Origin of the sequence: Shewanella sp. T24-MNA-CIBAN-0130, assembly GCF_040310185.1 — a bacterium.
GTDB classification, from domain to species: Bacteria; Pseudomonadota; Gammaproteobacteria; order Enterobacterales; family Shewanellaceae; genus Shewanella; species Shewanella psychromarinicola.
Map to the genome: position 1 here is coordinate 1 of NZ_JBEOPP010000065.1, position 26,297 is coordinate 26,297.

A 26,297-nucleotide genomic window follows, 5' to 3' on the forward strand; every position below is an offset into this window, starting at 1 on the left:
CCTTGCTAATGACCTTGCTAATGACCTTGCTAATGACCTTGCTAATGACCTTGCTAATGACCTTGCTAATGACCTTGCTAATGACCTTGTTAATGACCATTTATCGACTTGCAATAGACTCACTATTGACGCTCCTATTAACTCGTGAAGACGCCTTAGTTGCAAGAAATGGCAAGTTTGACAAGTCGCGATCTGCTCACATCAAAATATCATGATGCGCTTGCTGGTTCGCTGATGTTTTGCTTGGTTGTCTATTATGCAAAGATCATCGAACCACCATGTGTTGGCACTTAAATTGCTTAATATTATTAATTGAAATAAAAATCGTCAGTGAAGCGACGGTGGCGAGCTTATTACGAGGCTTTTGCAATCACCTTATACATATAATTGAACAGACAAATATGTGTCGTATAGAGGGTGATGACCTAGCTGTTTTTAGACGATATATCACCTAACCTTGTTTAATTGAGTGGAGCAGATTATGCAGCAGATGAACAATATCTTACTTGGCAATAGCAGTAAACCTGCCGATGCGAGCACGAAAGTAAACGTGCAAGGTGTTGAAAATAAAACATTTTTATCTGCTTTTAATCAAGCGAGCGAATCCGGTCTTATTTTACGGCGTAACGCTAATACGGCGCAGGTGTCGTTTGATGCTGAAGCGGGGAAAGCAAATGCTGGCATCGCAAGTGAGCTGTCTACAGACGAAAATGCTGATGTTGAAATGATTTTTGCTCAACTTAATATGGCGGATTCAATCAATAAACGTCATTCCTCTGGCGGAAAAGAATTGCCACATGTCGAACAATCTGAGGTTTATTTTGACACAACATTTTCGGCAGAAGCGCCAAACAGTGCTGTTGTTGAAAAGACCAATAATGATGTCGGTGTTAGTGAGTTATTTACTGATACTATTGATTTACCGGCAGATTCTATCAATGCCAAAGAGGCTCTTTCTCAGCTTAGCGCTGAAGAACTAGACAACTTAATGGCATTTGCTGATTTATCGGTAAAAGATTTACAAGCGTTAGACCCTCAAGCTTTAAACGTATTAATTAGTGATTTTAATCTACAAGCACCGGTTATTGATGAGTCTATTTTAGCTATGGTGGAGGCTGATATAGACAGCAAGCTTAATAGTGAACAACAAAACCAAATTGATAAATCAGTCGCCACCAGCGTGGTGATTCAAGGTAAAGCGAGTGCTACCGATGTTAACTCTGCACTTAATTCTGCAGCCGTTAAATCAGATATGACGGGTCCTTTTAGCTCTGGGCTTAGTCGCTCTGCCGCTTCAGTTGAAGCGACTTCAGCGATGAACGTCGATCCCAAGACTATTTTAGGTGATAACGATCGCATTAATAGCAATGTTCAAGTAGATACTGATAATGCCAAAGTACTGGCAAAAGCTGATTTTTCAGTGGTATTAGACTCCTTAGCGATAAAGCGCGCCTCCGGTGAGCCTTCAACCCACTTAACCCCAGCTAATTTTGGCTTAGATGCTGTGGCTGATGTCAGTGAAACTGATAATAAGACCTTACAAAATCATAATAGCTTTACCTCGGTCAATAAAAGTGATGTGCCGCAATTCCAGTTATCGATAAGACCGCAAGGAGAAGCTGGCGCTCAGATGCAAGAGATGATCCAGCGTTTTTCTCCGGTGATGAAACAGCAGTTAATCACTATGGTAAGTAATGGTGTTCAACAAGCTGAAATTCGGCTTGATCCAGCCGAACTTGGACATTTAACGATTAAAATTCAAATCCAAGGCGATCAAACTCAAGTGCAGTTTCATGTTGCCCAGTCGCAAACCCGAGATATCGTTGAGCAAGCTATGCCACGATTACGTGAGATGCTTGCGCAAGAAGGATTACAATTGACCGACAGTCATGTGTCCCAAGGCGATGGCGGTAGCGAACAGCAGCATGAACAATCAGGAGATCATAGTGGGGAAGGCCGCCAATTGGATGAAATTTCAACACAAGAGGTCAGCTTGCTGACAAATCCATCAAGGAGTTTACATTCAGCTATAGATTATTATGCTTAAGCAGGTAACCTATGGCAACAATATGACTTCGTAACAATAGCGAGTTATTTAGCTAAATTATAATGTTAATTATAATGTTAATTATAATGTTAATTATAATGTTAATTATAATGTTAATTATAATGTTAATCACAATGTTGATTTGGGACCATGATGGCTGAACAAGAATTAGAATTAAACGAAGTCCCAGAAGGCGGTAACAAATCCAATAAGCTGATCATCTTTGGTGGTATTGGTTTAGTGTTGGTTTTGCTCATTGGGGGCGGATTGTGGTTTTTTATGGGTTCAAGCGAGCCTGCCTCTCCCGCAGATACCGCTACTGAAACAAAAGCACCAACAGTAAGTGCAGGAGCTGAATATGTTGGCATGCCAAGACCTTTTCTGTTTAATTTACCGGGTGTTGATCGCGCGAGGCTGGTTGAAATTAAAGTCCAATTAATGGTGCGTGGCGAAGATGATAGCGTGCTTATAAAAAAACATATCCCATTGATTGAGGATGCATTATTAACCACTTTTAGTGCCGCAGATGTGCAAAAACTGAGTACCCAAGCCGGTAAAGATGAGTTACGTCAGTTAGCGTTACTTAATGTTCAAAATACATTGCAACCAGTAACAGGGGGGACAGTCGTTGAAAAAGTCCTGTTTACTGGCTTTGTAATGCAATAACCAATAACCAAAAAAACATTAACTGCTAAGGCGATGATGTGAGTGATTTATTAAGCCAAGATGAAATTGATGCGCTATTACATGGTGTTGATGATGTCGATGATGATGAAATAGAACAAAATAGTGCTGATGCGCAGTCTTATGATTTCTCATCTCAAGACCGAATTGTGCGTGGCCGTATGCCTACGCTTGAAATCGTTAATGAACGATTTGCACGACATTTACGCATCAGTATGTTTAACATGATGCGCCGTGCGGCCGAAGTGTCGATCAATGGCGTACAAATGCTTAAGTTTGGCGAGTACGTGCATACTCTATTTGTGCCAACCAGTTTAAATATGGTGCGTTTTAGTCCACTTAAAGGCACCGCGTTAATCACCATGGAAGCAAGATTAGTCTTTATTCTTGTCGATAACTTCTTTGGTGGCGATGGTCGTTTTCATGCCAAAATTGAAGGCCGTGAATTTACCCCAACAGAACGTCGAATTGTACAGTTATTGCTCAAAATCATTTTTGAAGATTACAAAGAAGCATGGTCGCCGGTAATGGATGTGGAGTTTGAATACCTCGACTCTGAAGTGAACCCTGCGATGGCGAACATTGTCAGTCCGACCGAAGTGGTGGTGATTAACTCATTTCACATCGAAGTTGACGGTGGTGGCGGTGATTTTCATATCACAATGCCGTATTCAATGATTGAGCCAATCCGTGAATTACTCGATGCCGGTGTTCAAAGTGATAAACAAGATACGGATATGCGCTGGTCGCAAGCATTACGTGATGAAATCATGGACGTGAAAGTGGGCATTGATGTCAATGTTGTTGAACATGAAGTGACATTACGCGATGTTATGGGCTTTAAAGCGGGCGATATAATCCCGATTGAATTACCTGAACACATTATGATGAAAATTGAGGATTTGCCGACTTATCGTTGTAAAATGGGTAAATCGCGCGATAATTTAGCGGTAAAAATCAGTGAAAAAATCCCACGGCCAGAAACGGTTAAAACAGAGCTGCAATTAGTGACTCGCAAAGGCAAGTCGCGTGATATTTCAGAGTTATAAGGTGAAGTGAATGAGCACAGAAGATACAGGCGATGACTGGGCTGCCGCAATGGCTGAGCAGGCTATAGAAGAAGCGGAACAAGTTGAGCTTGATGAGTTAGTCGATGATTCCAAACCTATTTCTAAAGAAGAAGCGGCAAAGTTAGATGGCATATTAGATATTCCGGTGACCATTTCTATGGAAGTGGGACGCAGTTTTATCAGCATCCGTAATCTACTTCAGCTGAATCAAGGTTCGGTGGTCGAACTTGACCGTGTAGCGGGTGAGCCACTGGACGTGATGGTCAATGGAACCTTGATTGCCCATGGTGAAGTGGTGGTCGTTAATGATAAGTTTGGTATCCGTTTGACGGATGTTATTAGCCAGACAGAACGGATCAAAAAACTTAAATAACTCGATTAACTAAATAAAACAATAATATAGCAAAGGTTGGGATAGTGTTGATCTTTGCTGATTTGGTTACACATTACAAGGAATAGCAGTGGCTAATGTGATACTAATGCTCAGCGTCATGAGTGAGGCATTGAGCGCCCCTGAAGTGTCTAGCACTCTAACGAATAACCCGTTAGCTCATCCCTCTGAAGTGTCTAATGCCGCAACATTAGCCAATATGGTTGGTGGGTTAATTGCCGTATTAGCGCTTATCTTTTTGTTAGCTTACATTGTCAAACGGCTTAAATTAGTGCCTTCAAATGGCGGTGTGATTAAAACAATTGCCGTTACCCCTATAGGCCAGCGTGAGAAAGTCGTACTGGTGGAGGTCAACGGCCAACAATATCTTCTTGGTGTGACCTCGCAACAAATTAATCTTATTGATAAGTTAGCCACCTCCGTCGATGTTCCTATTTCTTCGTTTGCCAGTCGCCTAAAACAAGCCAAGGAACAGCAATAATGAATAAGTACACAAGCGTGTTGGTGTTGGCGGTAATGGCGCTAGTGGCATTGGTTTTATCGCCCTCAGCAATGGCACAAGACGGGGTGTTACCTGCGTTAACGGTCACCACAGCTGCAGATGGAACAACTGAATATTCGGTAACCATGCAGATTTTATTGCTAATGACAGCAATGAGTTTTATCCCTGCGATGGTGATAATGCTCACCTCCTTTACCCGTATTATTGTGGTGTTATCGATATTAAGACAAGCTTTAGGGTTACAGCAAACACCGTCGAATCAAGTGCTGATTGGGATTAGTTTGTTTATGACTTTCTTTATTATGGCGCCGGTATTCGATAAAATTTATGCTGAAGCTGTAGAGCCTTATATTAATGAAACGTTAACATTAACTCAGGCTTATGATGTTGGAAAAGAGCCTATTAAATCATTTATGCTGTCGCAAGTTAGGACCACCGATTTACAAACCTTCATCGAAATATCCGGATATAAAGATATTCAATCTCCAGAACAAACGCCTATTAGTGTGGTGATCCCTGCATTTATCACCAGCGAGCTTAAAACGGCATTTCAAATAGGTTTTATGTTGTTTGTGCCCTTTTTAGTCCTCGATTTGGTTGTCGCCAGTATTTTGATGGCTATGGGTATGATGATGTTGTCACCGATGATCGTGTCATTACCGTTTAAAATTATGTTGTTTGTACTCGTTGATGGTTGGGGTCTTGTCATGGGGACTTTAGCGAACAGCTTTGGAATATAAGGCGCTAAAGTTATGTCTCCAGAATCGCTAGTTGATGTTTTTCGAGAAGCATTGTCCGTTATCGTACTGATCGTGGCAGCGATTATTTTGCCCGGCTTATTTGTCGGTTTAATTGTGGCGGTGTTTCAGGCCGCGACCTCCATTAACGAGCAAACCTTAAGCTTTTTACCGCGTTTAATGATGACGTTATTCGCGTTGATGTACTTAGGCCATTGGCTGGTGCAAACCATGATGGATTTCTTTTTCGAGATGGTGAATCTCATTCCACAAGTGATAGGGTAAGTTATGGATATTTTGTTTGATGAAATCAGTCAAACAATTGCTGCTTATCTTTTGCCGTTTTTTCGTATTTCATCCATGCTCATGGTGATGGTGGTCTTTGGCGCAAATACCACGCCGGCTAGGGTTCGACTCTTGTTATCCGTGGCCATTACCGTGGCTGTTGCACCTATTTTACCCCCAGTTGTAAATGTCGAATTACTGGCATTAAGTTCCGTTTTTGTGATTGTTCAGCAAATATTAATTGGGGTGACAATGGGTTTTGTGACCTTAATGGCCATGCAAACCTTTGTGTTAACAGGGCAAATTATTGGTATGCAGACCAGTTTAGGTTTTGCTTCAATGGTTGATCCTGGTTCTGGGGCGCAAACACCCGTAGTGGGTAACTTATTTTTGTTATTGGCAACGCTTATCTTTTTGGCTGTTGACGGCCATTTATTGATGTTTCGGATGCTGGTGGCGAGTTTTGAAACCATTCCGATATCAAATCAAGGTATATCAATCGCCAATTATCGCGCCCTTGCCGATTGGGGCGGTTTCATGTTTGGCGCTGCGCTGACAATGTCAATCTCAGCTATTACTGCCTTGTTATTAATTAACTTATCCTTTGGTGTAATGACTCGCGCATCGCCGCAGTTGAATATTTTCTCTATTGGTTTCCCAGTTACCATGGTCTGTGGTTTGCTGATTTTGTGGTTAACATTGGGACCGATTATGGCGCATTTTGATGAAGTTTGGTCGGCTGCGCAACTACTTATGTGTGATGTGCTGCAGCTTGAATGTCAACGTGATGGCTCAGTGGTATTTTAGGGGGCACAGATGGCAGAAAATGACAGTAGTCAAGAACGCGATGAAGAACCCACCGAGAAGCGACTTGAACAAGCCCGTGAAAAAGGCCAAGTCGCCCGTTCTAAAGAATTAGGTACCGCAGCAGTATTATTGGCCGCATCGGTTGGATTTTCGATGACAGGACCGGCTATTGCCAAAGGTATCCATACCATAATGAAACAACTATTTACCATGGAACGCGACCAAATTTTTGATACCAACTCCATGTTTCGTGTATGGGGCGTAGTGGGGAACGAGCTTGCTGGGCCGTTAATTAGCTTTATTGCTTTACTGGCATTTGTGGCTTTTTTGGGCAATATTGTTTTAGGTGGGATCTCTTTTTCAGTCAAAGCCTTTATGCCTAAAGGCAGTAAGTTAAACCCCATGAACGGTTTTAAGCGTATGTTTGGTACCCAAGCATTGGTTGAACTGACTAAAGGTATTGCTAAATTTGCGGTGGTGGCATTATCCGCTTACTTCCTACTAAGATTTTATTTCATTGATATTTTGACCCTGTCTAGCGATCACTTACCTGGCAATGTCTATCATTCTTTAGAGTTGCTCATTTGGATGTTTATCGTACTGTGCAGTTCGATGTTATTGATTGTTATTATTGATGTGCCATTTCAAATTTGGAATCACAAGAAACAATTAAAAATGACCAAGCAAGAAATTAAAGATGAGTATAAAGATTCTGAAGGTAAGCCTGAAGTTAAAGGCAAAATTAGACAAATGCAGCAGGAGATGGCGCAACGGCGTATGATGACCGAAGTGCCTAACGCTGATGTGATTGTGGTTAACCCAGAGCATTATGCTGTGGCGGTAAAATACGATGTAAGTCGCTCTTCTGCGCCATTTTTAATCGCCAAAGGTGTCGATGACGTTGCCTTTAGAATACGTGAAATTGCTCGCGAACATAATGTTGCTATTGTATCGGCCCCGCCATTAGCTCGTGCTATTTACCACACCACTAAGATTGATCAACAAGTGCCAGAAGGCTTATTTACCGCGGTCGCACAAGTACTTGCCTATGTATTTCAGCTTAGGCAATATCAAAAAGGTAAAGGTCGTCGTCCTAAAGCTATCCCACTTAGTCAGCCCATTCCTGATGATTTGAAGCATTAATCGCCACTCAATTCGCTTATGTCGTTAAATGACTCCCTCTGTCTTAGTTTTGGCTTAGTTTTTGCTTCGTTAGTCTATTAGCGTCAAATAACAGTACATTATTTCGCAATAGACTACATGAAGGGTTGACCTCAATGGATGCAAAAGCCGCTTTCGGGCAATTTAAACAAATAAGACCGTCGACATTTAAGGGCATTGGTACGCCTTTAATCGTGCTCGCGGCGCTTGGAATGGTGGTGTTGCCCATTCCAGCTTTTTTGCTCGACATCCTATTTTCATTCAATATTGCTTTAGCTTTAGTCGTACTACTCGTTGCCATTTATACGGATAGACCTCTTGATTTTGCTGCATTTCCTACCGTATTACTGGTGGCTACGTTATTAAGGCTTGCCCTTAACGTTGCCTCTACCCGGATTGTATTGCTCGAAGGCCATAATGGTGGTGATGCCGCTGGTAAAGTGATCGAAGCGTTCGGCTCAGTGGTGATTGGGGGTAACTATGCTGTCGGTTTAGTGGTATTCCTTATCTTGATCATCATTAACTTTGCGGTAGTGACCAAAGGTGCGGGGCGTATTTCTGAGGTAAGCGCTCGCTTTACCTTAGATGCCATGCCAGGTAAGCAAATGGCCATTGATGCCGATTTAAATGCCGGTACGCTGACCCAAGAACAAGCCGGTATTCGCCGTGAAGAAGTGACCCGAGAAGCTGACTTTTATGGTGCGATGGACGGGGCGTCAAAATTTGTAAAAGGTGATGCTATCGCCGGTATTATGATCTTAGTCATCAATATCTTAGGTGGCTTTATTATTGGTATTGTGCAGCACGATCTCGATTTTTCTAGCGCCGTAGAAATTTATACGTTATTAACCATTGGTGATGGTTTAGTCGCGCAGATCCCCGGTTTATTATTATCCATTGCCGCGGCTTTATTGGTGACTCGTCAAAACGAGTCAGGCGATATGGGCCAAATGATGTTCAGTCAGATGTTTGACAGTCATAAATCATTAGCCATTGCTGCTGGATTATTATTTGTCATGGGTGTTGTGCCAGGTATGCCTCATTTTGCGTTTTTGACTTTCGCAGCCATTACCGCAGCTGCCGCGTACTTTGTTTACAAGCGTAATGTTGACAATAAACAAGCTGCACTTACCTTAGCCACAAAAGGGCCGGTTGAGACTAAGAATAAAGAACCTAAAGAGTTAAGTTGGGACGATGTACGCCATGTTGATACCATAGGGCTTGAGGTTGGTTATCGCCTAATTCCATTAGTCGACAAGTCTCAAGGTGGTGAATTATTAGGCAGGATCAAAGGCGTACGTAAGAAATTGTCACAAGAGTTAGGTTTTTTAGTGCCAGCGGTGCATATTCGTGACAATTTGGATTTATCCCCTAATGCGTATCGCATTTCGTTAATGGGCGTGGTGGTCGGTGAGGCAGAAGTGAGACATGATTGCGAGTTAGCGATTAATCCAGGCCAAGTTTACGGTAAGCTTGATGGCATTGAAACTCACGACCCCGCTTTTGGTTTAGAGGCGGTATGGATAGCCCCAGAGCAACGTGAACAGGCACAAACATTAGGCTATACCGTCGTCGATACCGCAACGGTTGTGGCGACACATATCAGCCAATTACTCAGTAATAATGCGGCCAAGCTGTTAGGTTATGAAGAAGTGCAGCAGTTAATAGACATGTTGGGCAAAAACTCACCTAAATTAGTCGATGGTTTTGTTCCCGATATTATGCCGCTGGGATCTGTGGTTAAAGTGATGCAAAACCTACTCAATGAAGGGGTATCGGTACGTGATTTACGCACCATAGTGCAAACCTTGTTAGAATACGGCACCAAGAGTAATGACACCGAAGTATTAACCGCAGCAGTGCGGATTGCGCTAAAACGTATGATAGTGCAAGAAATCTCTGGACCAGAACTTGAAATCCCCGTCATTACATTGGCGCCAGAGTTGGAACAGATGTTGCATAAGTCTATGCAGGCGACCGGCGGTGAAGGTCCTAATATTGAACCGGGTCTTGCAGAGCGTATGCAACAGTCATTATTAGACGCTGCACAGAAGCAAGAAATGGTAGGACAACCAGCCATTTTATTGACATCTGGCATGCTCAGGTCAACGCTGTCACGATTTGTTAAATACACTATTCCCAATTTACGCGTGATTTCTTACCAAGAAATACCGGACGAGAAACAAATTAGAATTGTTTCTGCTGTAGGCCAATAGTGATAACGTCAGTTTATAGAGGTGCATAAGTGAAAATTAAACGATTTTTTGCCAAAGATATGCGCGCGGCATTGGCTCAAGTAAAAGAAATGTTGGGTTCTGACGCTGTCATTATGTCGAATAAAAAAGTCACTGGCGGAATCGAGATTGTCGCTGCTGTAGATTATGACGAACCTAAAGCCGCTATCGCTTCACAAGCGCCGACCACGGGTTTTATGGATGTGAGCGAAGACAAGGTGTCTTTAGGCGCTAAACCTGCCATAAAAGCCCAATCGAAGGTCAATCCTCCTGCGGCAGCAGATTCGTTACAGGCATTACTTGAAAAACAACACAATCGCATGACACAACAAATGTCCGTGCAACAAGACGAGCCAGAGTTACCTGAATGGGCTCGCCAATTACAAGGTGCAAAGTCGGCTAAACCCGCGTCGAACTTGCCACCGCAATCCGTCTCTGACAAACCAACAAAAAATAATAAAAACCACTCAGGCGATATGGATGATCTGCGTGAAGAAATGGCTTCATTACGTAGCTTATTAACTCATCAAGTTTCATCGTTAATGAAAGACCAAAAAAAGCGCACCGATCCTGTGGGAGCAATGCTTGAAAGTAAATTGATTGCCGCAGAGTTTTCTCCGGCAGTAGCTGCTAAACTAGCGGGATTAAGCCAACATTACACCCCAGCAGATTTAGTGCGCGCATTACCGCAAAGTTTAGCCAACTTACTCGACAACCAAGGCGATGATATTGTCAAACGGGGTGGTGTTGTGGCATTTGTGGGTCCTACGGGTGTTGGTAAAACGACTTCTTTAGCTAAAATTGCCGCCCGATTTGCCGCCCATCATGGACCAGAGCAGGTAGCATTGATTACCACAGATCATTACCGTATTGGCGCCTATGAGCAATTAGCCACTTATGGCAAAATAATGGGCTGTCCGGTTAAACAAGCTCATGATTTAACTGAATTAGAACAAATTCTTTATCAGTTTAGAAATCGTAAGTTAGTGTTAATTGATACGGCGGGTATGGGGCAGCGAGATATGCGTTTATATCAGCAATTAGATAATTTAACAGCCAATAGTAGAATTCCAATTAGGAGCTACTTAGTCTTGTCGGCGACCGGTCAACGTCGCGTATTGCAAGATGCGGTTGAGCATTTTAAACGGATCCCATTAGCGGGTGCGATTTTAACCAAGTTAGATGAATCAATATCAATTGCAGGTGCTTTGAGCGTATTGATTCAAAATGAGTTACCATTGAGCTATGTTACTGACGGCCAACGTGTTCCTGAGGACATGAAAGTGGCTGATACCCTAGAGTTGGCTAAGCAGGCTCTGGCGGCATTAAATGAAACAGAACAACAATCGTCACAAGACACAGCGTGGTCTAATGACAACGCCTATGCATTTGAGTAAAGTTATGACACGGGATCAAGCAAGTGGTTTACGTATGATGAATCAACCAAATAACGATAAAGTTAAAGTAATTGCCGTATCCGGTGGTAAAGGCGGAGTGGGCAAAACCAGTGTGTCAATTAATACCGCCGTTGCATTAGCTGAAAAAGGCAAACGCGTATTAGTACTTGATGCCGATTTAGGGTTAGCCAACGTCGATGTCATGCTGGGGATACGGGCTGAGAAAAATTTATCTCATGTTTTGTCCGGTGATGCCGAATTAGATGACATCATTGTGCGCGGACCTAAAGGGATCGGTATTGTTCCTGCTACGTCAGGTTCTCAAGCGATGGTAGAATTGACGCAAGCACAACATGCTGGACTTATCCGTGCATTTAGTGAAATGCGTACTCAGTTCGATATTTTAATTGTTGATACTGCAGCCGGAATATCAGATATGGTGCTGAGTTTTTCTCGTGCATCACAGGATGTATTAATTGTTGTTTGCGACGAGCCGACATCGATTACCGATGCTTATGCGCTGATTAAAATTTTAAGTCGTGAACATGGTGTGTTCCACTTCAAAATTGTGGCAAATATGGTGCGTAGTTTGCGAGAAGGTATGGAATTATTTGCAAAACTGAGTAAAGTGACCGATAGATTTTTAGATGTTGCTTTAGAGTTGGTTGCATCAATACCCTTTGATGAGAATTTACGTAAAGCGGTTCGTAAGCAAAAGTTAGTTGTTGAAGCGTATCCTAAATCTCCTTCAGCTATTGCTTACCATGGATTAGCCAATAAAATTATGACTTGGCCGGTGCCACAACAGCCCGGCGGCCATTTAGAATTCTTTGTTGAACGTCTTGTACAACGTAAACCGATACAAGAAGGAAGAACGGGTGAATAAAGCCGCAGCGTATACTCAGTTCGATAACAAAACATCTATTGTTGAACAGTATGCACCGCTGGTAAAAAAAATTGCTCATCATATGCTGGCAAGATTACCAGCATCGGTGCAACTTGATGACTTATTACAAGCTGGGATGATGGGGTTGCTTGAGGCCTCATCAAAATTTGATGATAGTAAAGGGGCCAAATTTGAAACCTTTGCTGGTATCCGAATTCGTGGTGCAATGATAGATGAAATTCGCCGAGGTGACTGGGTTCCACGCTCAGTTCATCGTAATAATCGCCGGGTTGCACAAGTGGTTGATGAATTAGGGCAGAAACTTGGACGTGATGCTCACGATACTGAAATTGCTGAAAAACTTGATATGTCGCTTGATGAATACCATCACATCTTAAATGATGTTTCTGTTGGTAAAATCATCGGTATAGAAGATCTTGGTGTTGCGCAAGATGTGTTAATCACAGACAACGAATCGCCAGATGAAACCTTTGACTCGCTTGCTGAAATTCAATTTCAATCTGCTTTGGTTGAAGCAATTAAGACATTGTCAGAAAGAGATGCGTTAGTGCTGTCGTTATATTATGACGAAGCATTAAATTTAAAAGAAATTGGTGCAATCCTTGACGTTAGCGAATCGCGAGTAAGCCAGATATTAAGTCAGGCAATGCTCAGGTTAAAAGCCAAACTCAAGCATTGGACACAAGAATAATAACTTATATAGAGCGAACGAGAGTCAGCTCACCGGAGGAAACCTTGGACAAGAATATGAAGATTCTTATTGTTGACGATTTTTCAACAATGAGGCGTATCATTAAGAACTTGTTGCGAGACTTGGGATATAATAATACTCAAGAAGCAGATGATGGCTCAACAGCCCTACCAATGTTACAAAAAGGCGATTTTGATTTTGTAGTAACAGACTGGAACATGCCTGGAATGCAAGGTATTGATTTACTTAGAGCCATTCGTGCTGATGATTCGTTAAAGCATTTACCTGTATTGATGGTAACCGCTGAAGCTAAGCGTGAACAAATTATTGCTGCAGCGCAAGCAGGTGTAAATGGTTATGTAGTAAAACCTTTCACCGCCGCTACGTTAAAAGAAAAGTTAGATAAAATCTTTGAACGACTCGCATAAGCAAGGATAAGTCATGCAGGCATCAATATCTGGCTTGGTCACTCTTGAACAAGCCCAAGAACTTGTTGAATTGCTTACCTCGGGTAATCAAGCAGAAGCTGATGATTACATCAGAGAGCTTGCAACGCCATTACAGCGTGAGCTTTTTGAAGAAGTCGGTAAGTTAACTCGACAACTCCACAGTGCACTAAAAGATTTCCAAGTTGATAACCGTTTATCTGAATTAGCGAATACCGAAATACCGGATGCTAGAGAAAGGTTGAACTATGTTATCGATATGACAGAACAAGCTGCAAATAAAACCATGGATGCAGTTGAAGAATGTCTTCCTTTGGCCGATACCATCATTAGCAATATACAATCAGTGACGCCCATGTGGGATAAATTGATGCGTCGTGATATAGAATTAGGTGAATTTAAGTCACTTTGTCATGATGTTCAACAGTTTATGTCGCATAGCGAGCATGACTCTAATCGCCTTCGCGAGCTGTTAAATCAAATTTTAATGGCACAAGACTTTCAAGATTTGACAGGCCAAATGATCCGTCGAGTGATTGATTTAGTTCGTGAAGTAGAAACTAATTTGGTTTCAATGCTAACGGTGTTTGGTGATAATGCTAGCGAATTATTGCCTACTATAAACGATAATAAAATAGAAGCAGAAGGTCCCATTATGCATGCTGAACGGCGTGAAGATGTGGTAACTGGTCAAGATGAAGTAGATGATCTGCTTTCAAGTCTGGGTTTCTAATTAGGAGTCAATTTAATGTCTTTTGATGTTGATGAAGAGATACTCCAGGACTTTTTAATTGAAGCTGGTGAGATTTTAGAGCTTCTACAGGAGCAGCTCGTTACTCTTGAAAATAATCCTGATGACAGTGATTTACTTAATGCAATTTTCCGTGGATTTCACACCGTTAAAGGTGGGGCTGGTTTTTTAAGTCTGGGTCCAATGGTTGATGTTTGTCATGAAGCTGAAAATACCTTCGATCTTTTACGCACCCGCAAACGCGGCGTAAATTCAGAGTTAATGGATATTATTTTGCAAGCGGTTGATGCGATTAATACCATGTTTGCTCAAACTCAGCAGGGACAGCAACAAGACTCAGCTGATCCTGCGTTACTCGCTAAACTCAAATTATTAAGTTCAGGTGCGCCATTACCTTCAGAAATGACGGCAGAAGAGCCAGAACCGATTGAAAATGTTATTGAGTTTAACCAGCCAGAATCCATCGAAGAAATGAGTACGCCCTCAGCGCAAACATCCGGCTCAGGCAGTATTGATGAAATTGATGAGTCAGAATTTGAAGCTTTACTTGATGCTTTACATGGTACCGGCAAAAGTCCTGCTTCATCTAAAGCTTCTGATAGTAAAAAAGCCAATATCGATTCGACGTCTGCGGTAACCAATAGTAGTGACGACATTACTGATGATGAATTTGAAGCATTGTTAGATGAATTACATGGCTCAAGCTCGTTTAAAGCTAAATCAGAAGTGGTAGTTTCAGCTAAGCCAGCTACCCCGCCTGTTGCTGAACCTCTTGTTGATTCTGATGAATTCACTGACGATGAATTTGAACGTCTTTTAGATGAATTACACGGTAAAGGCACCGCGCCGGTAGTTAAACCACAGTCAACTATCGCTGCAGAGTCTAACAAAGTGGTCGCTCCTCCAGTGTTAAAACCGACGGCAACGCCAATTGTTAAGCCGGTAGTGTCTTCTGCCCCCGCAGTTGCTCCTAAGGCGCCTTCTGTTCCGCAAGGTGAGACAACCGTTCGTGTTGATACCGCTCGATTAGACGACATAATGAATATGGTTGGTGAGTTGGTCTTAGTTCGTAACCGACTGGTTAGCTTAGGCATTAATCGTGAAGATGAGGAAATGTCTAAGGCTCTTGCTAACCTTGATTTAGTCACTGCTGATTTGCAAGGCGCAGTGATGAAGACCCGCATGCAGCCTATCAAGAAAGTGTTTGGCCGATTCCCTCGTGTTGTTCGAGATATGGCCCGCACCTTAAATAAAGAAATTAATTTAGTCATGATTGGTGAAGATACCGATCTTGATAAAAATTTAGTTGAGGCGTTAGCCGATCCTTTGGTCCACTTGGTGCGAAACTCAGTCGATCACGGTATCGAAATGCCGATTACTCGTGAAGCAAGTGGTAAATCTCGAACGGGCACGATTACCTTATCGGCTAGCCAAGAAGGTGACCATATCCTACTTAAAATTGAGGATGATGGCGCGGGAATGGACCCTGAGAAGCTAAAACAGATTGCGATAAGTCGTGGTGTGTTAGATGAAGATGCAGCCGCGAGAATGACCGATAACGAAGCTTATAACCTGATTTTTGCTCCAGGCTTTTCAACCAAAGTTGAAGTTTCAGATATTTCAGGCCGTGGAGTGGGTATGGATGTGGTGAAAACCCGCATCAACCAACTTAACGGTACGGTTTATATTGATTCGATGAAAGGTAAGGGCACCATACTTGAAATTAAAGTGCCATTAACCTTGGCGATTATGCCGACATTGATGATTGAAGTGTCCAATCAAGTCTTTGCACTGCCGTTAACGAGTGTGAATGAAATCTTTAATTTAGATATAACAAAAACCAATATTGTTGATGGTCAATTGACGGTTATTTTCCGTAATAAGGCCGTGCCATTATTTTATCTAGAAAAATGGTTGCAGAGCAAAAAATCAACCTTTGAACATGGTGATAAGAAGCATGGTCATGTTGTGATCGTTCAGCTTGGTACCATGCAGATTGGCTTCGTTGTTGATGCATTGATTGGACAAGAAGAAGTTGTTATCAAGCCACTTGGCAGTATGTTACAAGGTACGCCTGGAATGGCGGGTGCGACAATTACATCTGATGGTGGCATTGCACTTATTTTAGATGTGCCAGGGCTGCTAAAACACTACGCTAAAAGTAAAAAGTAACAATAAAAGTTCCATTATTTAAGGAATTAAATGGCCATAAAAGTACTAGTTGTAGATGATTCTAGCTTTTTTCGACGTCGAGTCAGTGAGATTGTCAATCAAGATCCTGATCTCGAAGTTGTTGCCGTTGCTGTTAATGGTAAAGAAGCTGTTGAGATGGCTGCAAAATTAAAGCCTCAAGTCATTACGATGGACATTGAGATGCCTGTGATGGATGGGATAACGGCTGTTCGTGAAATCATGGCGAATAATCCTATCCCTATTTTGATGTTTTCATCGTTAACTCATGATGGCGCTAAAGCGACACTGGATGCGTTAGACGCTGGTGCATTGGATTTTTTACCAAAACGCTTTGAGGATATTGCGACGAATAAAGACGATGCGATACTGTTGTTACAACAACGAATTAAAGCATTAGGTCGACGCAGGATGTATCGTTCTAGCTCGTTATCGATTACATCATTACCGCAACCTCGTAGAGCAACGACGACTGCCGCAGATACCCATACCTCACATCGACCATTAAGTAGTCGCTTGCCCCCACATGCCGCACCAGTTGCAGCCCGTTCTAGTCTATCGAGTGCACCCGCTGATCGCCAAACCGCCAATCCAACAACGTCTTCAGTATCGTCTATTCGAGCCAGCGGTAAGCAATATAGAGCATTATTAATTGGGACATCAACCGGTGGGCCGGTCGCATTACAGAAGGTGTTAACGGCATTTCCAGCCAATTATCCTCATCCTATTGTGTTGATCCAGCACATGCCTGCGGCGTTTACCCCAGCCTTTGCGGCACGCTTAAATACCTTGTGCAAAATTGATGTAAAAGAAGCCGCAAATGGCGACGTTATGCGTCCTGGCTGTGCTTATTTAGCACCCGGAGGCATGCAACTGATGATTGAGCGAAATGGTTCTACTGGCAGGTTGAAAATCGTCTCTGGAACCCATGAAATGAATTATAAACCGTCCGTTGATATTACTTTTGCTTCAGCATCTAAAGCTTTTGGCGGTGATGTTTTGGCTGTTGTGTTAACGGGTATGGGGGCTGACGGTAGAGAAGGGGCCAGAATGTTAAAGTCTGTAGGTGCCACTATTTGGGCACAAGATGAAGCAAGCTGTGTGGTATACGGTATGCCTCAAGCGGTGTTCTCAACAGGTATCGCGACTCACTCTATTTCATTAGACAATATGGCTGAAGCCATTTTAAAAGAGTCTAGTCGTGGCTAAGCCTGAGTACTCGTTAAAGACTAAGCAAATGCTAGGATTTTTTTTATCCTTCATCACGATCTTCGTATTAGCAGGTTTATATGTTGATGCCCATCAAAAAGTGGCTTCATTACAACAAGATGTCGCCCGTTTAACCGCATCTCAAGTGTTGTTGATGGTACCAGAAGATCAAGCTGCTAATATTGCTGATTGGCTAACGATGCATCCTGAACAAACTCAAGCAATTGTAGCGTCGGCTAGCAAGGAGCTCGCGCAAAGTGCGCTGTTTGGGCCGGGAGCTTTAGATGGTGGTCAGCTTATTGAAGTTGATAAGGCTAAGTTTGATATTGATACTCCTGCTAAATGGAAGGATCAAGAGGTCGTTATGTCAGAAAATGATCAAGGGGTTAAGGTTATCCGTTTACCTAACGGTGGGATCCGTGTAACAACCCGCGATGATAAACAAGACAAACACTAGTCAGTATTCTATAACAGCATCATTATATTGACCTGAGAGGCTTTTTTGAAAATATGGACGGTAGCTAACCAAAAAGGTGGCGTAGGTAAAACCACCACCGTAGCCAGTTTAGCCGGAGCACTGGTTAAGCGTGGCCAACGAGTGCTGATGATTGACACTGATCCTCACGCTTCATTGGGCTATTACTTAGGTATTGATTCAGACGAAGTGCCTTGTTCGCTTTATGATGTATTTTTGAATCATCAGAAACTGACTAAAGAGTTTATTTTACAAAATGTGATTCCTACTCAAATACAGGGACTCGATATTATTCCGGCTAATATGGCGTTAGCAACACTTGATCGGTCATTAGGCCATCAAGAAGGCATGGGGTTAGTGCTGCGCAACTTATTGGCATTGCTTGAAGATTCATATGATGTGGCTATTATCGATTGTCCGCCAGTGTTAGGGGTGTTAATGGTGAATGCATTAGCCGCGAGTCATCATATTATTATTCCCGTCCAGACTGAGTTTTTGGCTATAAAAGGACTCGAGCGTATGGTGAAAACCATGGAAATTATGGGACGCTCCAAGAAAACCCGTTATAGCTTTACCGTATTACCGACTATGTATGACAAGCGCACTAAAGCTTCCCCTATAGCATTACAATTTTTGCAGGATAAATATGGTCCAAGACTTTGGCCTAATGACGTGATACCGGTTGATACTAAATTTAGAGACGCAAGCTTGGCTCATTTACCCGGTTCACATTATTCAGCCAGTAGCCGAGGTGTAAAAGCATATAATCGCCTGCTGGATTTTTTATTTTCTCAGGAGTTTACCCATGTCAAAATCGGTTGATGAAACTGTTTTTGATTATTTCAGTCTTTTATTACAGGAACAGCCTAAACCGATTCCTGCACAAAGCCTTGAGGTAAAACCACGTATTGCTGTGGATCCGGTTAATGACATTGGCCATAACGTGTTAAATATTACCGAGGTAAAGCCGACTGGGACAGTCACACCAGCGGCACCTATATCTGCTCATTATTCACAACAAATATTGTCTAAGGCTTTACCTGTTATTGCTAATCAACGGCAATATGCAGAGCCGACTACCGGTGTCGATAAACTGGCGCTTGAAAAATTATTATCTGCAGTATCTAAACCTAGAGCAGAAACCGATTTATCGCAACAGATTAAAGCCAGTACTGAGCGTGTTCGTCAGGCCATTACTCATATTGAGCCTAAAACGGTTGTGAATAATACAGAAACACAACAAACAGAACTAACGGATAAAGAAATCAAGTCGTTAGTCGATATAAACAATAACGAAAGTTCACATGCTGATATAAAAGACGTTATCATTAAGCAAGATCAGTGGGTAGAACATTCTGCGGTGCAAGATCATACAGGGCCACAAACTCAGGTCGGGGATCAACCGCCTAGTATTACCCATGATTTACAAGAAGTACTTGATGATGAATTTCAAGTGTTATTCTTTAAGATAGCAGGATTAACGCTAGCAGTTCCACTTGTTAGCTTAGGTGGCATTATTAAAATTGATAAGATAAATCATCTTATTGGTCGGCCATCTTGGTTCATGGGGGTACAAACCCATCGTGACAGCAACATAAATGTGGTTGATACGTGTGCTTGGGTTATGCCTGAAAAATATTCGCAAGAATTAGCACAAACAGTCGATTATCAATTTCTTGTGATGCTTGAAGATAGTCAATGGGGGTTAACGTGCGAGTCGCTAGTTAACGCTGTTAAAATAGATAAATCACACGTCAATTGGCGTGAAAAACCGGGTAAGCGTCCGTGGCTTGCTGGGGTAGTAAAACAACAAATGTGTGGCATTTTAAATGTTCAAGCATTAATTAAAATGCTTGATGCAGGTTTAGGTTGTCAGGATTCGATTGACCGAGGTTAACTATGAGCGATTCTAGAAGTGTAGCAGCGGTTGCTGCAAGTAAAGACGATGCAGTATTACAATGGGTAACATTTAAGCTAGATAATGAAACCTACGGTATTAACGTAATGCAAGTTCAAGAAGTATTACGCTATACCGAAATTGCTCCTGTACCAGGTGCACCTTATTATGTATTGGGGATTATTAACCTACGCGGCAACGTGGTAACGGTTATTGATACTCGTTCACGTTTTGGTTTGCAGTCTGCTGAAATCGACGACTCAAGTCGTATTGTGATTATTGAGGCTGAAAAACAAGTCATTGGTATTTTGGTTGATAGCGTAGCAGAGGTGGTTTATTTACGTCGTTCAGACATTGACAACGCACCTAATGTGGGCACCGAAGAAAGTGCTAAATTTATTCAAGGCGTGAGTAATCGCGAGAATGAGCTATTGATTTTAGTTGATTTGGATAAGTTATTGTCTGATGAAGAATGGGTAGAGTTAACACAAATCTAGTCGCGGTCTTATTAAGAAAGCCAACCGAGTCACTGTTGGCTCCTTGCTTTTGAGCAACAGCAGCATAGGTATATTAATGGGTGATGAATTTCTAATTGCAGCTTTAGTGTACGTGATTGCATGTCTTGGTCTGCTTCTTTATTTACTTAAGCAGTCGAGTAAGTTAAAAACTAAAGTCGCCGCACTTACCGTATTAGTCAAAGAAAGTGATCGTCAGCGTGAAGCCGTTAAAAGGGAATTACATGAGTTACGCAGTGGCACTATTGGTGTGGGTAGGCGAGTGGTCGAGTTAGAACAAAAACTCGCTAAGCAGTTTGATATGATCGAAGAAGCTAGCCAACAAGATCCTCAAACCAAATTATATTCACGAGCTGTCAAAATGGTCGGTCTAGGTGCGGGAATTGAAGAGCTAATGCAAGAGTGCGAATTACCCAAAGCAGAAGCTGAATTAATACTTCGTCTACATAGAAAATAATCCAACAGTGTTCGTCTGTGCCGCAATAATATAAAAGCCATCAATATGATGGCTTTTTAGTGGATCATTCTTTTTAGTGGCTTAAGCGTTACGTCGACGCATCTTGGCGACAAACATACCATCACTGTCAGCTTGCTGAGGCCAAATGGTTAACATATCACATAGCTGTCCAGTAAAAGGATGTGTGACTGGTTCAAGTTCAAATTCTGATGTTGCAGATAGGAAGTTTTTTACAATTTGTTCATTTTCGCTCGGTGATAAGGAGCACGTTGCATAAACCAACTTGCCACCTGTTTTTACTGCCGCAGCGCTGCGACGTAAAATCGCTAACTGTAGTATTGGTTTGTCTGTGATAGCGCTAACATCATCAAGCCATCGCATATCTGGATTTCGACGCCAAGTCCCCGTGCAGCTACATGGGGCATCGACTAACACACCGTCAAAAGCATTGGCGTCGACCGGTAATATGTCACCCTTCCAAGGTGCGACATTAATATGTTCAAAGCCTGCTCGTTTGGCACGTTTACGCAACTCTTCCAACGGTTTATGGCGAATATCTGATGCGGTAATACTGCCCGTAAAGGCTGAGCTTTGCTGTGACATTAATGAATATAACTGCAGGGTTTTACCGCCAGCACCACTGCAAGCATCCCACCACAGTTCATGGTTGTTTGGCTGACAAATTTGGCCAATGACTTGGGAGGCTAAATCCTGAATCTCAATATAACCTTGCTTATAAGCATCCATTTCATTTAGGTTAATACTTTTGTGGCCCAAACTTATGGCATCAGAAAAGTAACCGCTCGCTTTTGCTTCAACACCCGTTTGGCGAAGAGACTCAATCACCTTTTCTGTTGAGAATTTTTGCGCTCGAGCCCAGATTGGCGGTCGGCTGCTCATTGCGTTTACAACCGCATATTGTTCAGTCGCATCTATAGGACAATATTGCCAAAACCATTGTGGTAATAATTGGCTTATTTGACAGGTTTCGATGCCACTTAATGCAATAAAGGCAGTTAATTTACCATTTAATGATGCATTATTTTCCAGCAGAGTCTGGTCGGCGCGGGCTTGAGGCCAATCAGCAAAGTCATTCCAAGCTTGAGTTATGTCATTCCACTCATGCTGTTCTAACATCGCACAAGTACTTAGTTGCTGAAACCAAGTAGTGTACTTTTGACTTGAATCTAATTGGCTTAACCAGCCCCACCACCGAAAGAGACCAAATAAAGTTTCACGGATCACGCGTCTATCTTTGGAACCATGCTTTTTATGATCACGAAAATATTGGCCGATAATTCTATCTGCAGGCATCTTGGTACTCATGACCTGATTAAAAAGTTTCTCAATGGTTGTTGAGTAGCTTAGGGCACGTTTTTGGGCTGATGTTGTCGCCGCGATTTCTTGCGCATGTGTCTCGCCTGATGTTGTTGCGTTAGACATGGCGGGAATATTATGGCTCATGAATTGACCTGATGTTACCGGACAGCAAATAACAACTTGCTGTACTAAATTATTTTTTGCTAGTTTAACACGGCTCATCTAAATGATGACTTAAAACTCTAATGATGAAATAAAACAGCTAAAATGTGAGCCACTATTTATCACGCAACCCGACTTTAGTGAGGTGATGCCATGAGTGTCGTATTGATAAGCGTTGTTCATTAGCCGTGTTAATTAGGCGTGTTAATCGGAGCCGGTGATCTTTGGTGGTTAACATTCATTTTCCAAGATCAACACGCCCTAGTTACGACACCATCATGATAGCGTCGTAATGTTTTTTTGGGATCAAAAGTCGAGATCTAATGCAAAACATAAATAGGCCATCAATGCCATTGTATGCTGATATTGTTGCGTACAATAATCGACAAAATCACTCCGACAAACTTGTTCTACACTTACCGATTTAATGGCAATAAAATCTTTGCGTTTTAGCTCTTCGATCATGGCGTGGTCTTTAGCAAATCCTCGCGGCGGGCGTATTAAACTGTCGCCTAATAATTCAAATCCGGCTCGAGATAATTGTGCTAATGCTTTTTGATAGCCGTTGGGGTTTTCATCAATACAATGACGAATAGCATTGAGTACTTTTGATTCTGGATGCCAAATTCCAGCGGCAATAAAGCATTCATCATTGGCGATATGAACATAAAAACCAGGGGCATGGACATCTTTTGCCTGAAAGTGTCTAAACTGAATGCCTACATTGGTTTTATAAGGGGTTTTATTTTTACTAAAACGACTATCGCGTTGCGGACGCATTAAACTGCCGCCGACTTTTTTGGCTACTGCGGTAAATTGTGGCGATATGGTCAAAATGGGTCCTTGCATAGCTTCAATAAATTGTAATGCAGGGGTTCTGACTTGATCTTCATATTGCTGTTGATTGGTTTTAAACCATTCTCTATCGTTATTAGTGCTGAGTTGGTTTAAAAAGTTGAAACTGAGTTGAGTAAACATGGCATAACCTTTTAACAATAGCGATGCTGATAATGATGTGATAATTTGCCTACATGTTAATCAATGTTTATGTAGAGTTAAATAGCCATTGCATTTTTAACTCATTAATATTGTGAGTGTTATTCGAACAAATTTATTTTTTAATGGCATTTATCATGTTTCAAGTTAGAGTTAATGTGTTTTTTTAGTGGTTTGGAAGTAGGCGAGATATTACTGTAACTTACTGACATAAGGATTTTTTTTGGTTATTTGGTTAATGTTAGTTTGGTATAAATAAAGCCTTGGTGTTAAAATTGGCTAAAGTAGGGTTATTTTGCAGATAACTTAGCGGATTAGCGTGGTGTTAAAAATTAAAACGTGCAATAAACAGGCAGGTTGTAGACGCGCTACGTATCGATTCTATTGAAAGATTATACATTCGGAATGAATATTCCTCTACAAGCAAGGATAGACCATGACTGAACATTCCCTCGGTATTGTGGGTTGGCGTGAATGGGGTACTTTTCCTGATATTGGCAACGAAAGAGTCAAAATCAAAGTGGATACTGGCGCAAAAACATCTTGTTTACATGCGTTCAAAATAAAACCGTTTCAAAAAAACAACCAAAAATGGGTTCGAGTCTGGCTTCATCCAGATCAAGATTCGGATCGTGAAATTATCTGTGAATTTACTGTATTTGATCGCCGAGATGTCAGTGACTCCGGTGGTCATGTAACAAAACGCTACGTGATAAAAACACCGATCATTATCGGAGAACAACTTTTTGATATCGAACTGACCTTAACCAATAGAGATCACATGAAATTTAGAATGTTATTAGGACGCCGAGCATTACAAGGGCGCTTTTTGGTTAATTCAGCAAAGTCATTTCTAGCAGGAGAATAACAAATGCATATTGCTATTATGTCCAGAAACAAAAATTTATACTCAACCCGTCGGTTAAAAGAAGCTGCAGAAGCTCGTGGTCATGTCATAAACATTATTGACCCATTAAAGTGTTATATGAATATCAACATGAACGCACCCAGTATTCATGTCCGTGGTGAAGAGTTGCCAAAATTTGATGTGGTTATTCCGCGCATTGGCGCATCGGTCACCTTTTATGGCACAGCGGTATTGCGCCAGTTTGAGATGATGGGAACGCATCCACTAAACGAGTCAGTTGCCATTACTCGTTCACGGGATAAATTACGCTCATTACAACTATTGTCACGTAAGAACATTGGTTTACCCGTGACAGGCTTTGCCAGCAAACCTGCCGACATTCCTGATTTATTGGATATGGTCGGTGGTGCCCCTTGTGTGATCAAGCTACTTGAAGGTACTCAAGGCATTGGGGTTGTTTTGGCTGAAACCCGTAAAGCGGCCGAATCGGTTATTGAAGCATTCATGGGCTTAAAAGCCAACATCATGGTGCAAGAATATATTGCCGAAGCGGGTGGCGCAGATATTCGTTGTTTCGTGATTGGTGACAAAGTGATTGCCGCGATGAAACGCCAAGCATTAGCGGGTGAGTTTAGGTCTAATTTACACCGTGGTGGTTCTGCTAGCATTGTCAAATTAACCCCTGAAGAACGTTCAACGGCATTGCGTGCGGCTAAAACAATGGGACTCAATGTAGCGGGTGTCGACATTTTACGTTCTAAACATGGTCCATTAGTGATGGAAGTTAACTCATCACCGGGTCTTGAAGGTATTGAGAAAGCCACCGGGATTGATGTTGCGGAAAAAATAATTCAGTTTATTGAGAAAAACGTTAAATCGACTAGCCCGAAAACGAAAGGAGCTGGTTAATGCCAAGAAAGCACGAACCATTTGTTATTGGTGATGTTAGCGTACCGGCAGGCACTCAAAAAAGTGTCAAATTGCCCGCAGCAAAACTGTATAACGATACCCCGATGGATCTGCACGTTGAAGTTATTCACGGCACTAAAGCGGGACCTGTTTTATTGGTTTGCGCAGCGATCCATGGTGATGAGTTAAATGGTATTGAAATATGTCGACGTTTGCTCGGTCGTGTTAATGCTAAAACCTTAACCGGAACCTTGTTAATTGTGCCCATAGTTAACGTATTTGGTTTTATTCAACAATCTCGTTATCTACCGGATCGCCGCGATTTAAATCGCTGTTTTCCGGGCTCTGCTAAAGGTGCGTTGGCGAGTCGTTTAGCGTATTTGTTTGCTCATTCTTTGGTTGAAAGAGCGACCCATATTATTGATTTGCATACTGGTGCTATCTATCGAGAGAATTTGCCACAGATCCGCTGTGACACAGACGATGAAGTGATGCTCGATATGGCAAATGCTTTTGGGGCGCCAGTCATTATGTCCTCAAAAGCGCGTGAAGGCTCAATGCGTGCTTATGCTAATAGCTTGAACATTCCTTGTATTTTATATGAGGCGGGTGAAGCGCTACGTTTCAGTGATATGTCGATTAAGTCTGGTCTCAATGGTGTTATCAATGTGATCCGATATTTAAACATGACCAAAGGTAAAATTAAAACCAAAACCAAAATCACCAGTGTCAATGCAAGCCGCAGTTATTGGGTGCGCAGTGAATCTGATGGATTGGTGAATATCAAACTGAAGTTAGGTGAACGTGTGGCTAAAGGCCAGGTACTAGCCACTATCGTTAATCCATTTGGAGGATCGCCATCGCAACTGCTGGCGCCAACAGACGGCATTATTGTGGGCAACAGTAATATTCCAGTTACGAATGAAGGCGAAGCCTTGTTTCATATCGCGCAATTTAGCAGCGATGAAATAGAAATCATCAACGATAATCTTGACGATTTTATGCAAGAATATGCCTAATAAACAGCAGGGTGGACTGCGTCTTGCTAGGGTCGCTTCGCTGCTAGGGCGGACTGCGTCCTGCTAGTATCGCTTCGCTGCTAGGGCGGACTGCGTCCTGCTAGTATCGCTTCGCTGCTAGGGCGGACTGCGTCCTGCTAGTATCGCTTCGCTGCTAGGGCGGACTACGT

Annotated in this window: 28 protein-coding genes; 26 read left to right on the forward strand and 2 right to left on the reverse strand. The window is 42.2% G+C overall.

The features are described from left to right. The 23 genes from AAEZ02_RS18920 to AAEZ02_RS19030 all read left to right on the forward strand — a co-directional run. A partial coding sequence (locus tag AAEZ02_RS18920) for a hypothetical protein (RefSeq protein ID WP_351124494.1) occupies window positions 1-215 on the forward strand: 215 nt, incomplete at its 5' end. Between the two features lie 266 nt (window positions 216-481). Beyond that, window positions 482-2,047: a flagellar hook-length control protein FliK gene (locus AAEZ02_RS18925; RefSeq protein ID WP_351124497.1), complete on the forward strand. Its 1,566-nt coding sequence runs from the start codon at window positions 482-484 to the stop codon at window positions 2,045-2,047. A 150-nt stretch (window positions 2,048-2,197) separates the two neighbouring features. After that, window positions 2,198-2,713, forward strand: coding sequence for a flagellar basal body-associated protein FliL (gene fliL, locus AAEZ02_RS18930; protein ID WP_124011927.1), 516 nt, complete (start codon window positions 2,198-2,200; stop codon window positions 2,711-2,713). 38 nt (window positions 2,714-2,751) lie between these two features. Further along, the gene (fliM, locus tag AAEZ02_RS18935; RefSeq protein WP_124011926.1) at window positions 2,752-3,780 is read left to right on the forward strand and encodes a flagellar motor switch protein FliM; all 1,029 of its coding nucleotides are present in this window, start codon (window positions 2,752-2,754) and stop codon (window positions 3,778-3,780) included. A 10-nt stretch (window positions 3,781-3,790) separates the two neighbouring features. Then, window positions 3,791-4,174 carry a flagellar motor switch protein FliN gene (fliN, locus tag AAEZ02_RS18940; RefSeq protein ID WP_101032328.1) on the forward strand — a complete coding sequence of 128 codons (384 nt, stop codon included), beginning with the start codon at window positions 3,791-3,793 and terminating at the stop codon, window positions 4,172-4,174. A gap of 118 nt (window positions 4,175-4,292) precedes the next feature. After that, window positions 4,293-4,673: a flagellar biosynthetic protein FliO gene (gene fliO, locus AAEZ02_RS18945; RefSeq protein ID WP_411741710.1), complete on the forward strand. Its 381-nt coding sequence runs from the start codon at window positions 4,293-4,295 to the stop codon at window positions 4,671-4,673. Further along, window positions 4,673-5,434 carry a flagellar type III secretion system pore protein FliP gene (gene fliP / locus AAEZ02_RS18950; RefSeq protein WP_164839508.1) on the forward strand — a complete coding sequence of 254 codons (762 nt, stop codon included), beginning with the start codon at window positions 4,673-4,675 and terminating at the stop codon, window positions 5,432-5,434. Before fliO ends, fliP begins: the two co-directional genes overlap by 1 nt. 12 nt (window positions 5,435-5,446) lie before the next feature. Continuing rightward, complete coding sequence (gene fliQ / locus AAEZ02_RS18955; protein WP_101032327.1) at window positions 5,447-5,716, forward strand: flagellar biosynthesis protein FliQ; 270 nt, start codon at window positions 5,447-5,449, stop codon at window positions 5,714-5,716. Between the two features lie 3 nt (window positions 5,717-5,719). Then, window positions 5,720-6,523, forward strand: a complete 804-nt coding sequence (fliR, locus tag AAEZ02_RS18960; protein WP_124011925.1) for a flagellar biosynthetic protein FliR — start codon at window positions 5,720-5,722, stop codon at window positions 6,521-6,523. Window positions 6,524-6,532: 9 nt separating this feature from the next. Beyond that, window positions 6,533-7,666, forward strand: a complete 1,134-nt coding sequence (gene flhB / locus AAEZ02_RS18965) for a flagellar biosynthesis protein FlhB (RefSeq protein WP_124011924.1) — start codon at window positions 6,533-6,535, stop codon at window positions 7,664-7,666. 134 nt (window positions 7,667-7,800) lie between these two features. Next, a complete protein-coding gene (flhA, locus tag AAEZ02_RS18970) occupies window positions 7,801-9,900 on the forward strand; it encodes a flagellar biosynthesis protein FlhA (RefSeq protein WP_124011923.1) in 2,100 nt (699 codons plus the stop codon). 29 nt (window positions 9,901-9,929) lie between these two features. Then, a complete protein-coding gene (flhF, locus tag AAEZ02_RS18975) occupies window positions 9,930-11,315 on the forward strand; it encodes a flagellar biosynthesis GTPase FlhF (protein ID WP_101032323.1) in 1,386 nt (461 codons plus the stop codon). Between the two features lie 4 nt (window positions 11,316-11,319). Continuing rightward, entirely contained in the window at window positions 11,320-12,201 is an 882-nt protein-coding gene (locus tag AAEZ02_RS18980) for a MinD/ParA family protein (protein WP_124012138.1), read from the forward strand. Continuing rightward, the gene (locus tag AAEZ02_RS18985; protein ID WP_124693510.1) at window positions 12,194-12,913 is read left to right on the forward strand and encodes an RNA polymerase sigma factor FliA; all 720 of its coding nucleotides are present in this window, start codon (window positions 12,194-12,196) and stop codon (window positions 12,911-12,913) included. Before AAEZ02_RS18980 ends, AAEZ02_RS18985 begins: the two co-directional genes overlap by 8 nt. Window positions 12,914-12,957: 44 nt before the next feature. Then, window positions 12,958-13,341 carry a chemotaxis response regulator CheY gene (gene cheY / locus AAEZ02_RS18990; RefSeq protein ID WP_101032321.1) on the forward strand — a complete coding sequence of 128 codons (384 nt, stop codon included), beginning with the start codon at window positions 12,958-12,960 and terminating at the stop codon, window positions 13,339-13,341. A 13-nt stretch (window positions 13,342-13,354) separates the two neighbouring features. Continuing rightward, window positions 13,355-14,092 (forward strand): protein phosphatase CheZ, encoded by a 738-nt coding sequence (locus tag AAEZ02_RS18995; protein ID WP_124011921.1) that lies wholly within the window; start codon window positions 13,355-13,357, stop codon window positions 14,090-14,092. 15 nt (window positions 14,093-14,107) lie between these two features. After that, window positions 14,108-16,282, forward strand: coding sequence for a chemotaxis protein CheA (locus AAEZ02_RS19000; protein ID WP_351124506.1), 2,175 nt, complete (start codon window positions 14,108-14,110; stop codon window positions 16,280-16,282). 30 nt (window positions 16,283-16,312) lie between these two features. Then, on the forward strand, window positions 16,313-17,509 hold the full coding sequence (locus AAEZ02_RS19005) for a protein-glutamate methylesterase/protein-glutamine glutaminase (protein WP_351124509.1): 1,197 nt from the start codon (window positions 16,313-16,315) through the stop codon (window positions 17,507-17,509). After that, window positions 17,502-17,966 (forward strand): membrane anchored protein in chemotaxis locus, encoded by a 465-nt coding sequence (locus AAEZ02_RS19010; protein WP_351124512.1) that lies wholly within the window; start codon window positions 17,502-17,504, stop codon window positions 17,964-17,966. The genes AAEZ02_RS19005 and AAEZ02_RS19010 overlap by 8 nt, the downstream gene beginning before the upstream one ends. A gap of 45 nt (window positions 17,967-18,011) precedes the next feature. Continuing rightward, a complete protein-coding gene (locus tag AAEZ02_RS19015) occupies window positions 18,012-18,806 on the forward strand; it encodes a ParA family protein (protein WP_351124515.1) in 795 nt (264 codons plus the stop codon). After that, complete coding sequence (locus AAEZ02_RS19020; RefSeq protein WP_351124518.1) at window positions 18,790-19,881, forward strand: chemotaxis protein CheW; 1,092 nt, start codon at window positions 18,790-18,792, stop codon at window positions 19,879-19,881. Before AAEZ02_RS19015 ends, AAEZ02_RS19020 begins: the two co-directional genes overlap by 17 nt. Window positions 19,882-19,883: 2 nt before the next feature. Beyond that, complete coding sequence (locus AAEZ02_RS19025) at window positions 19,884-20,378, forward strand: chemotaxis protein CheW (protein ID WP_351124521.1); 495 nt, start codon at window positions 19,884-19,886, stop codon at window positions 20,376-20,378. Window positions 20,379-20,454: 76 nt separating this feature from the next. Continuing rightward, entirely contained in the window at window positions 20,455-20,853 is a 399-nt protein-coding gene (locus AAEZ02_RS19030; protein ID WP_351124524.1) for a DUF2802 domain-containing protein, read from the forward strand. An 81-nt stretch (window positions 20,854-20,934) separates the two neighbouring features. Here AAEZ02_RS19030 and AAEZ02_RS19035 read toward each other — a convergent pair whose 3' ends face one another. Then, complete coding sequence (locus AAEZ02_RS19035) at window positions 20,935-22,317, reverse strand: RsmB/NOP family class I SAM-dependent RNA methyltransferase (RefSeq protein WP_351124527.1); 1,383 nt, start codon at window positions 22,315-22,317, stop codon at window positions 20,935-20,937. A 324-nt stretch (window positions 22,318-22,641) separates the two neighbouring features. Then, window positions 22,642-23,313: a DUF2461 domain-containing protein gene (locus AAEZ02_RS19040; RefSeq protein WP_502959315.1), complete on the reverse strand. Its 672-nt coding sequence runs from the start codon at window positions 23,311-23,313 to the stop codon at window positions 22,642-22,644. 454 nt (window positions 23,314-23,767) lie between these two features. Between AAEZ02_RS19040 and AAEZ02_RS19045 the strand changes: the two genes are divergently transcribed. The 3 genes from AAEZ02_RS19045 to AAEZ02_RS19055 are packed head-to-tail and all read left to right on the forward strand — an operon-like array spanning window position 23,768 to window position 26,127. Next, window positions 23,768-24,199, forward strand: coding sequence for an ATP-dependent zinc protease family protein (locus AAEZ02_RS19045; protein ID WP_351124530.1), 432 nt, complete (start codon window positions 23,768-23,770; stop codon window positions 24,197-24,199). A 3-nt stretch (window positions 24,200-24,202) separates the two neighbouring features. After that, a complete protein-coding gene (gene rimK, locus AAEZ02_RS19050) occupies window positions 24,203-25,108 on the forward strand; it encodes a 30S ribosomal protein S6--L-glutamate ligase (protein ID WP_351124533.1) in 906 nt (301 codons plus the stop codon). Then, window positions 25,108-26,127: a succinylglutamate desuccinylase/aspartoacylase family protein gene (locus AAEZ02_RS19055; RefSeq protein ID WP_351079017.1), complete on the forward strand. Its 1,020-nt coding sequence runs from the start codon at window positions 25,108-25,110 to the stop codon at window positions 26,125-26,127. The genes rimK and AAEZ02_RS19055 overlap by 1 nt, the downstream gene beginning before the upstream one ends. The last annotated feature ends 170 nt before the right edge of the window (window positions 26,128-26,297 follow it).

Excerpts from the sequence above, each read along its gene's own strand:
- AAEZ02_RS18925 (WP_351124497.1), top strand. The coding sequence starts at position 482 with ATGCAGCAGATGAACAATATCTTACTTGGCAATAGCAGTAAACCTGCC.
- fliL (WP_124011927.1), top strand. The coding sequence starts at position 2,198 with ATGATGGCTGAACAAGAATTAGAATTAAACGAAGTCCCAGAAGGCGGT.
- fliN (WP_101032328.1), top strand. The coding sequence starts at position 3,791 with ATGAGCACAGAAGATACAGGCGATGACTGGGCTGCCGCAATGGCTGAG.
- fliO (WP_411741710.1), top strand. The coding sequence starts at position 4,293 with ATGAGTGAGGCATTGAGCGCCCCTGAAGTGTCTAGCACTCTAACGAAT.
- fliP (WP_164839508.1), top strand. The coding sequence starts at position 4,673 with ATGAATAAGTACACAAGCGTGTTGGTGTTGGCGGTAATGGCGCTAGTG.
- fliQ (WP_101032327.1), top strand. The coding sequence starts at position 5,447 with ATGTCTCCAGAATCGCTAGTTGATGTTTTTCGAGAAGCATTGTCCGTT.
- fliR (WP_124011925.1), top strand. The coding sequence starts at position 5,720 with ATGGATATTTTGTTTGATGAAATCAGTCAAACAATTGCTGCTTATCTT.
- flhB (WP_124011924.1), top strand. The coding sequence starts at position 6,533 with ATGGCAGAAAATGACAGTAGTCAAGAACGCGATGAAGAACCCACCGAG.
- flhA (WP_124011923.1), top strand. The coding sequence starts at position 7,801 with ATGGATGCAAAAGCCGCTTTCGGGCAATTTAAACAAATAAGACCGTCG.
- AAEZ02_RS18980 (WP_124012138.1), top strand. The coding sequence starts at position 11,320 with ATGACACGGGATCAAGCAAGTGGTTTACGTATGATGAATCAACCAAAT.
- AAEZ02_RS18995 (WP_124011921.1), top strand. The coding sequence starts at position 13,355 with ATGCAGGCATCAATATCTGGCTTGGTCACTCTTGAACAAGCCCAAGAA.
- AAEZ02_RS19000 (WP_351124506.1), top strand. The coding sequence starts at position 14,108 with ATGTCTTTTGATGTTGATGAAGAGATACTCCAGGACTTTTTAATTGAA.
- AAEZ02_RS19005 (WP_351124509.1), top strand. The coding sequence starts at position 16,313 with ATGGCCATAAAAGTACTAGTTGTAGATGATTCTAGCTTTTTTCGACGT.
- AAEZ02_RS19020 (WP_351124518.1), top strand. The coding sequence starts at position 18,790 with ATGTCAAAATCGGTTGATGAAACTGTTTTTGATTATTTCAGTCTTTTA.
- AAEZ02_RS19025 (WP_351124521.1), top strand. The coding sequence starts at position 19,884 with ATGAGCGATTCTAGAAGTGTAGCAGCGGTTGCTGCAAGTAAAGACGAT.
- AAEZ02_RS19030 (WP_351124524.1), top strand. The coding sequence starts at position 20,455 with ATGGGTGATGAATTTCTAATTGCAGCTTTAGTGTACGTGATTGCATGT.
- AAEZ02_RS19035 (WP_351124527.1), bottom strand. The coding sequence starts at position 22,317 with ATGAGCCATAATATTCCCGCCATGTCTAACGCAACAACATCAGGCGAG.
- AAEZ02_RS19040 (WP_502959315.1), bottom strand. The coding sequence starts at position 23,313 with ATGTTTACTCAACTCAGTTTCAACTTTTTAAACCAACTCAGCACTAAT.
- AAEZ02_RS19045 (WP_351124530.1), top strand. The coding sequence starts at position 23,768 with ATGACTGAACATTCCCTCGGTATTGTGGGTTGGCGTGAATGGGGTACT.
- rimK (WP_351124533.1), top strand. The coding sequence starts at position 24,203 with ATGCATATTGCTATTATGTCCAGAAACAAAAATTTATACTCAACCCGT.
- AAEZ02_RS19055 (WP_351079017.1), top strand. The coding sequence starts at position 25,108 with ATGCCAAGAAAGCACGAACCATTTGTTATTGGTGATGTTAGCGTACCG.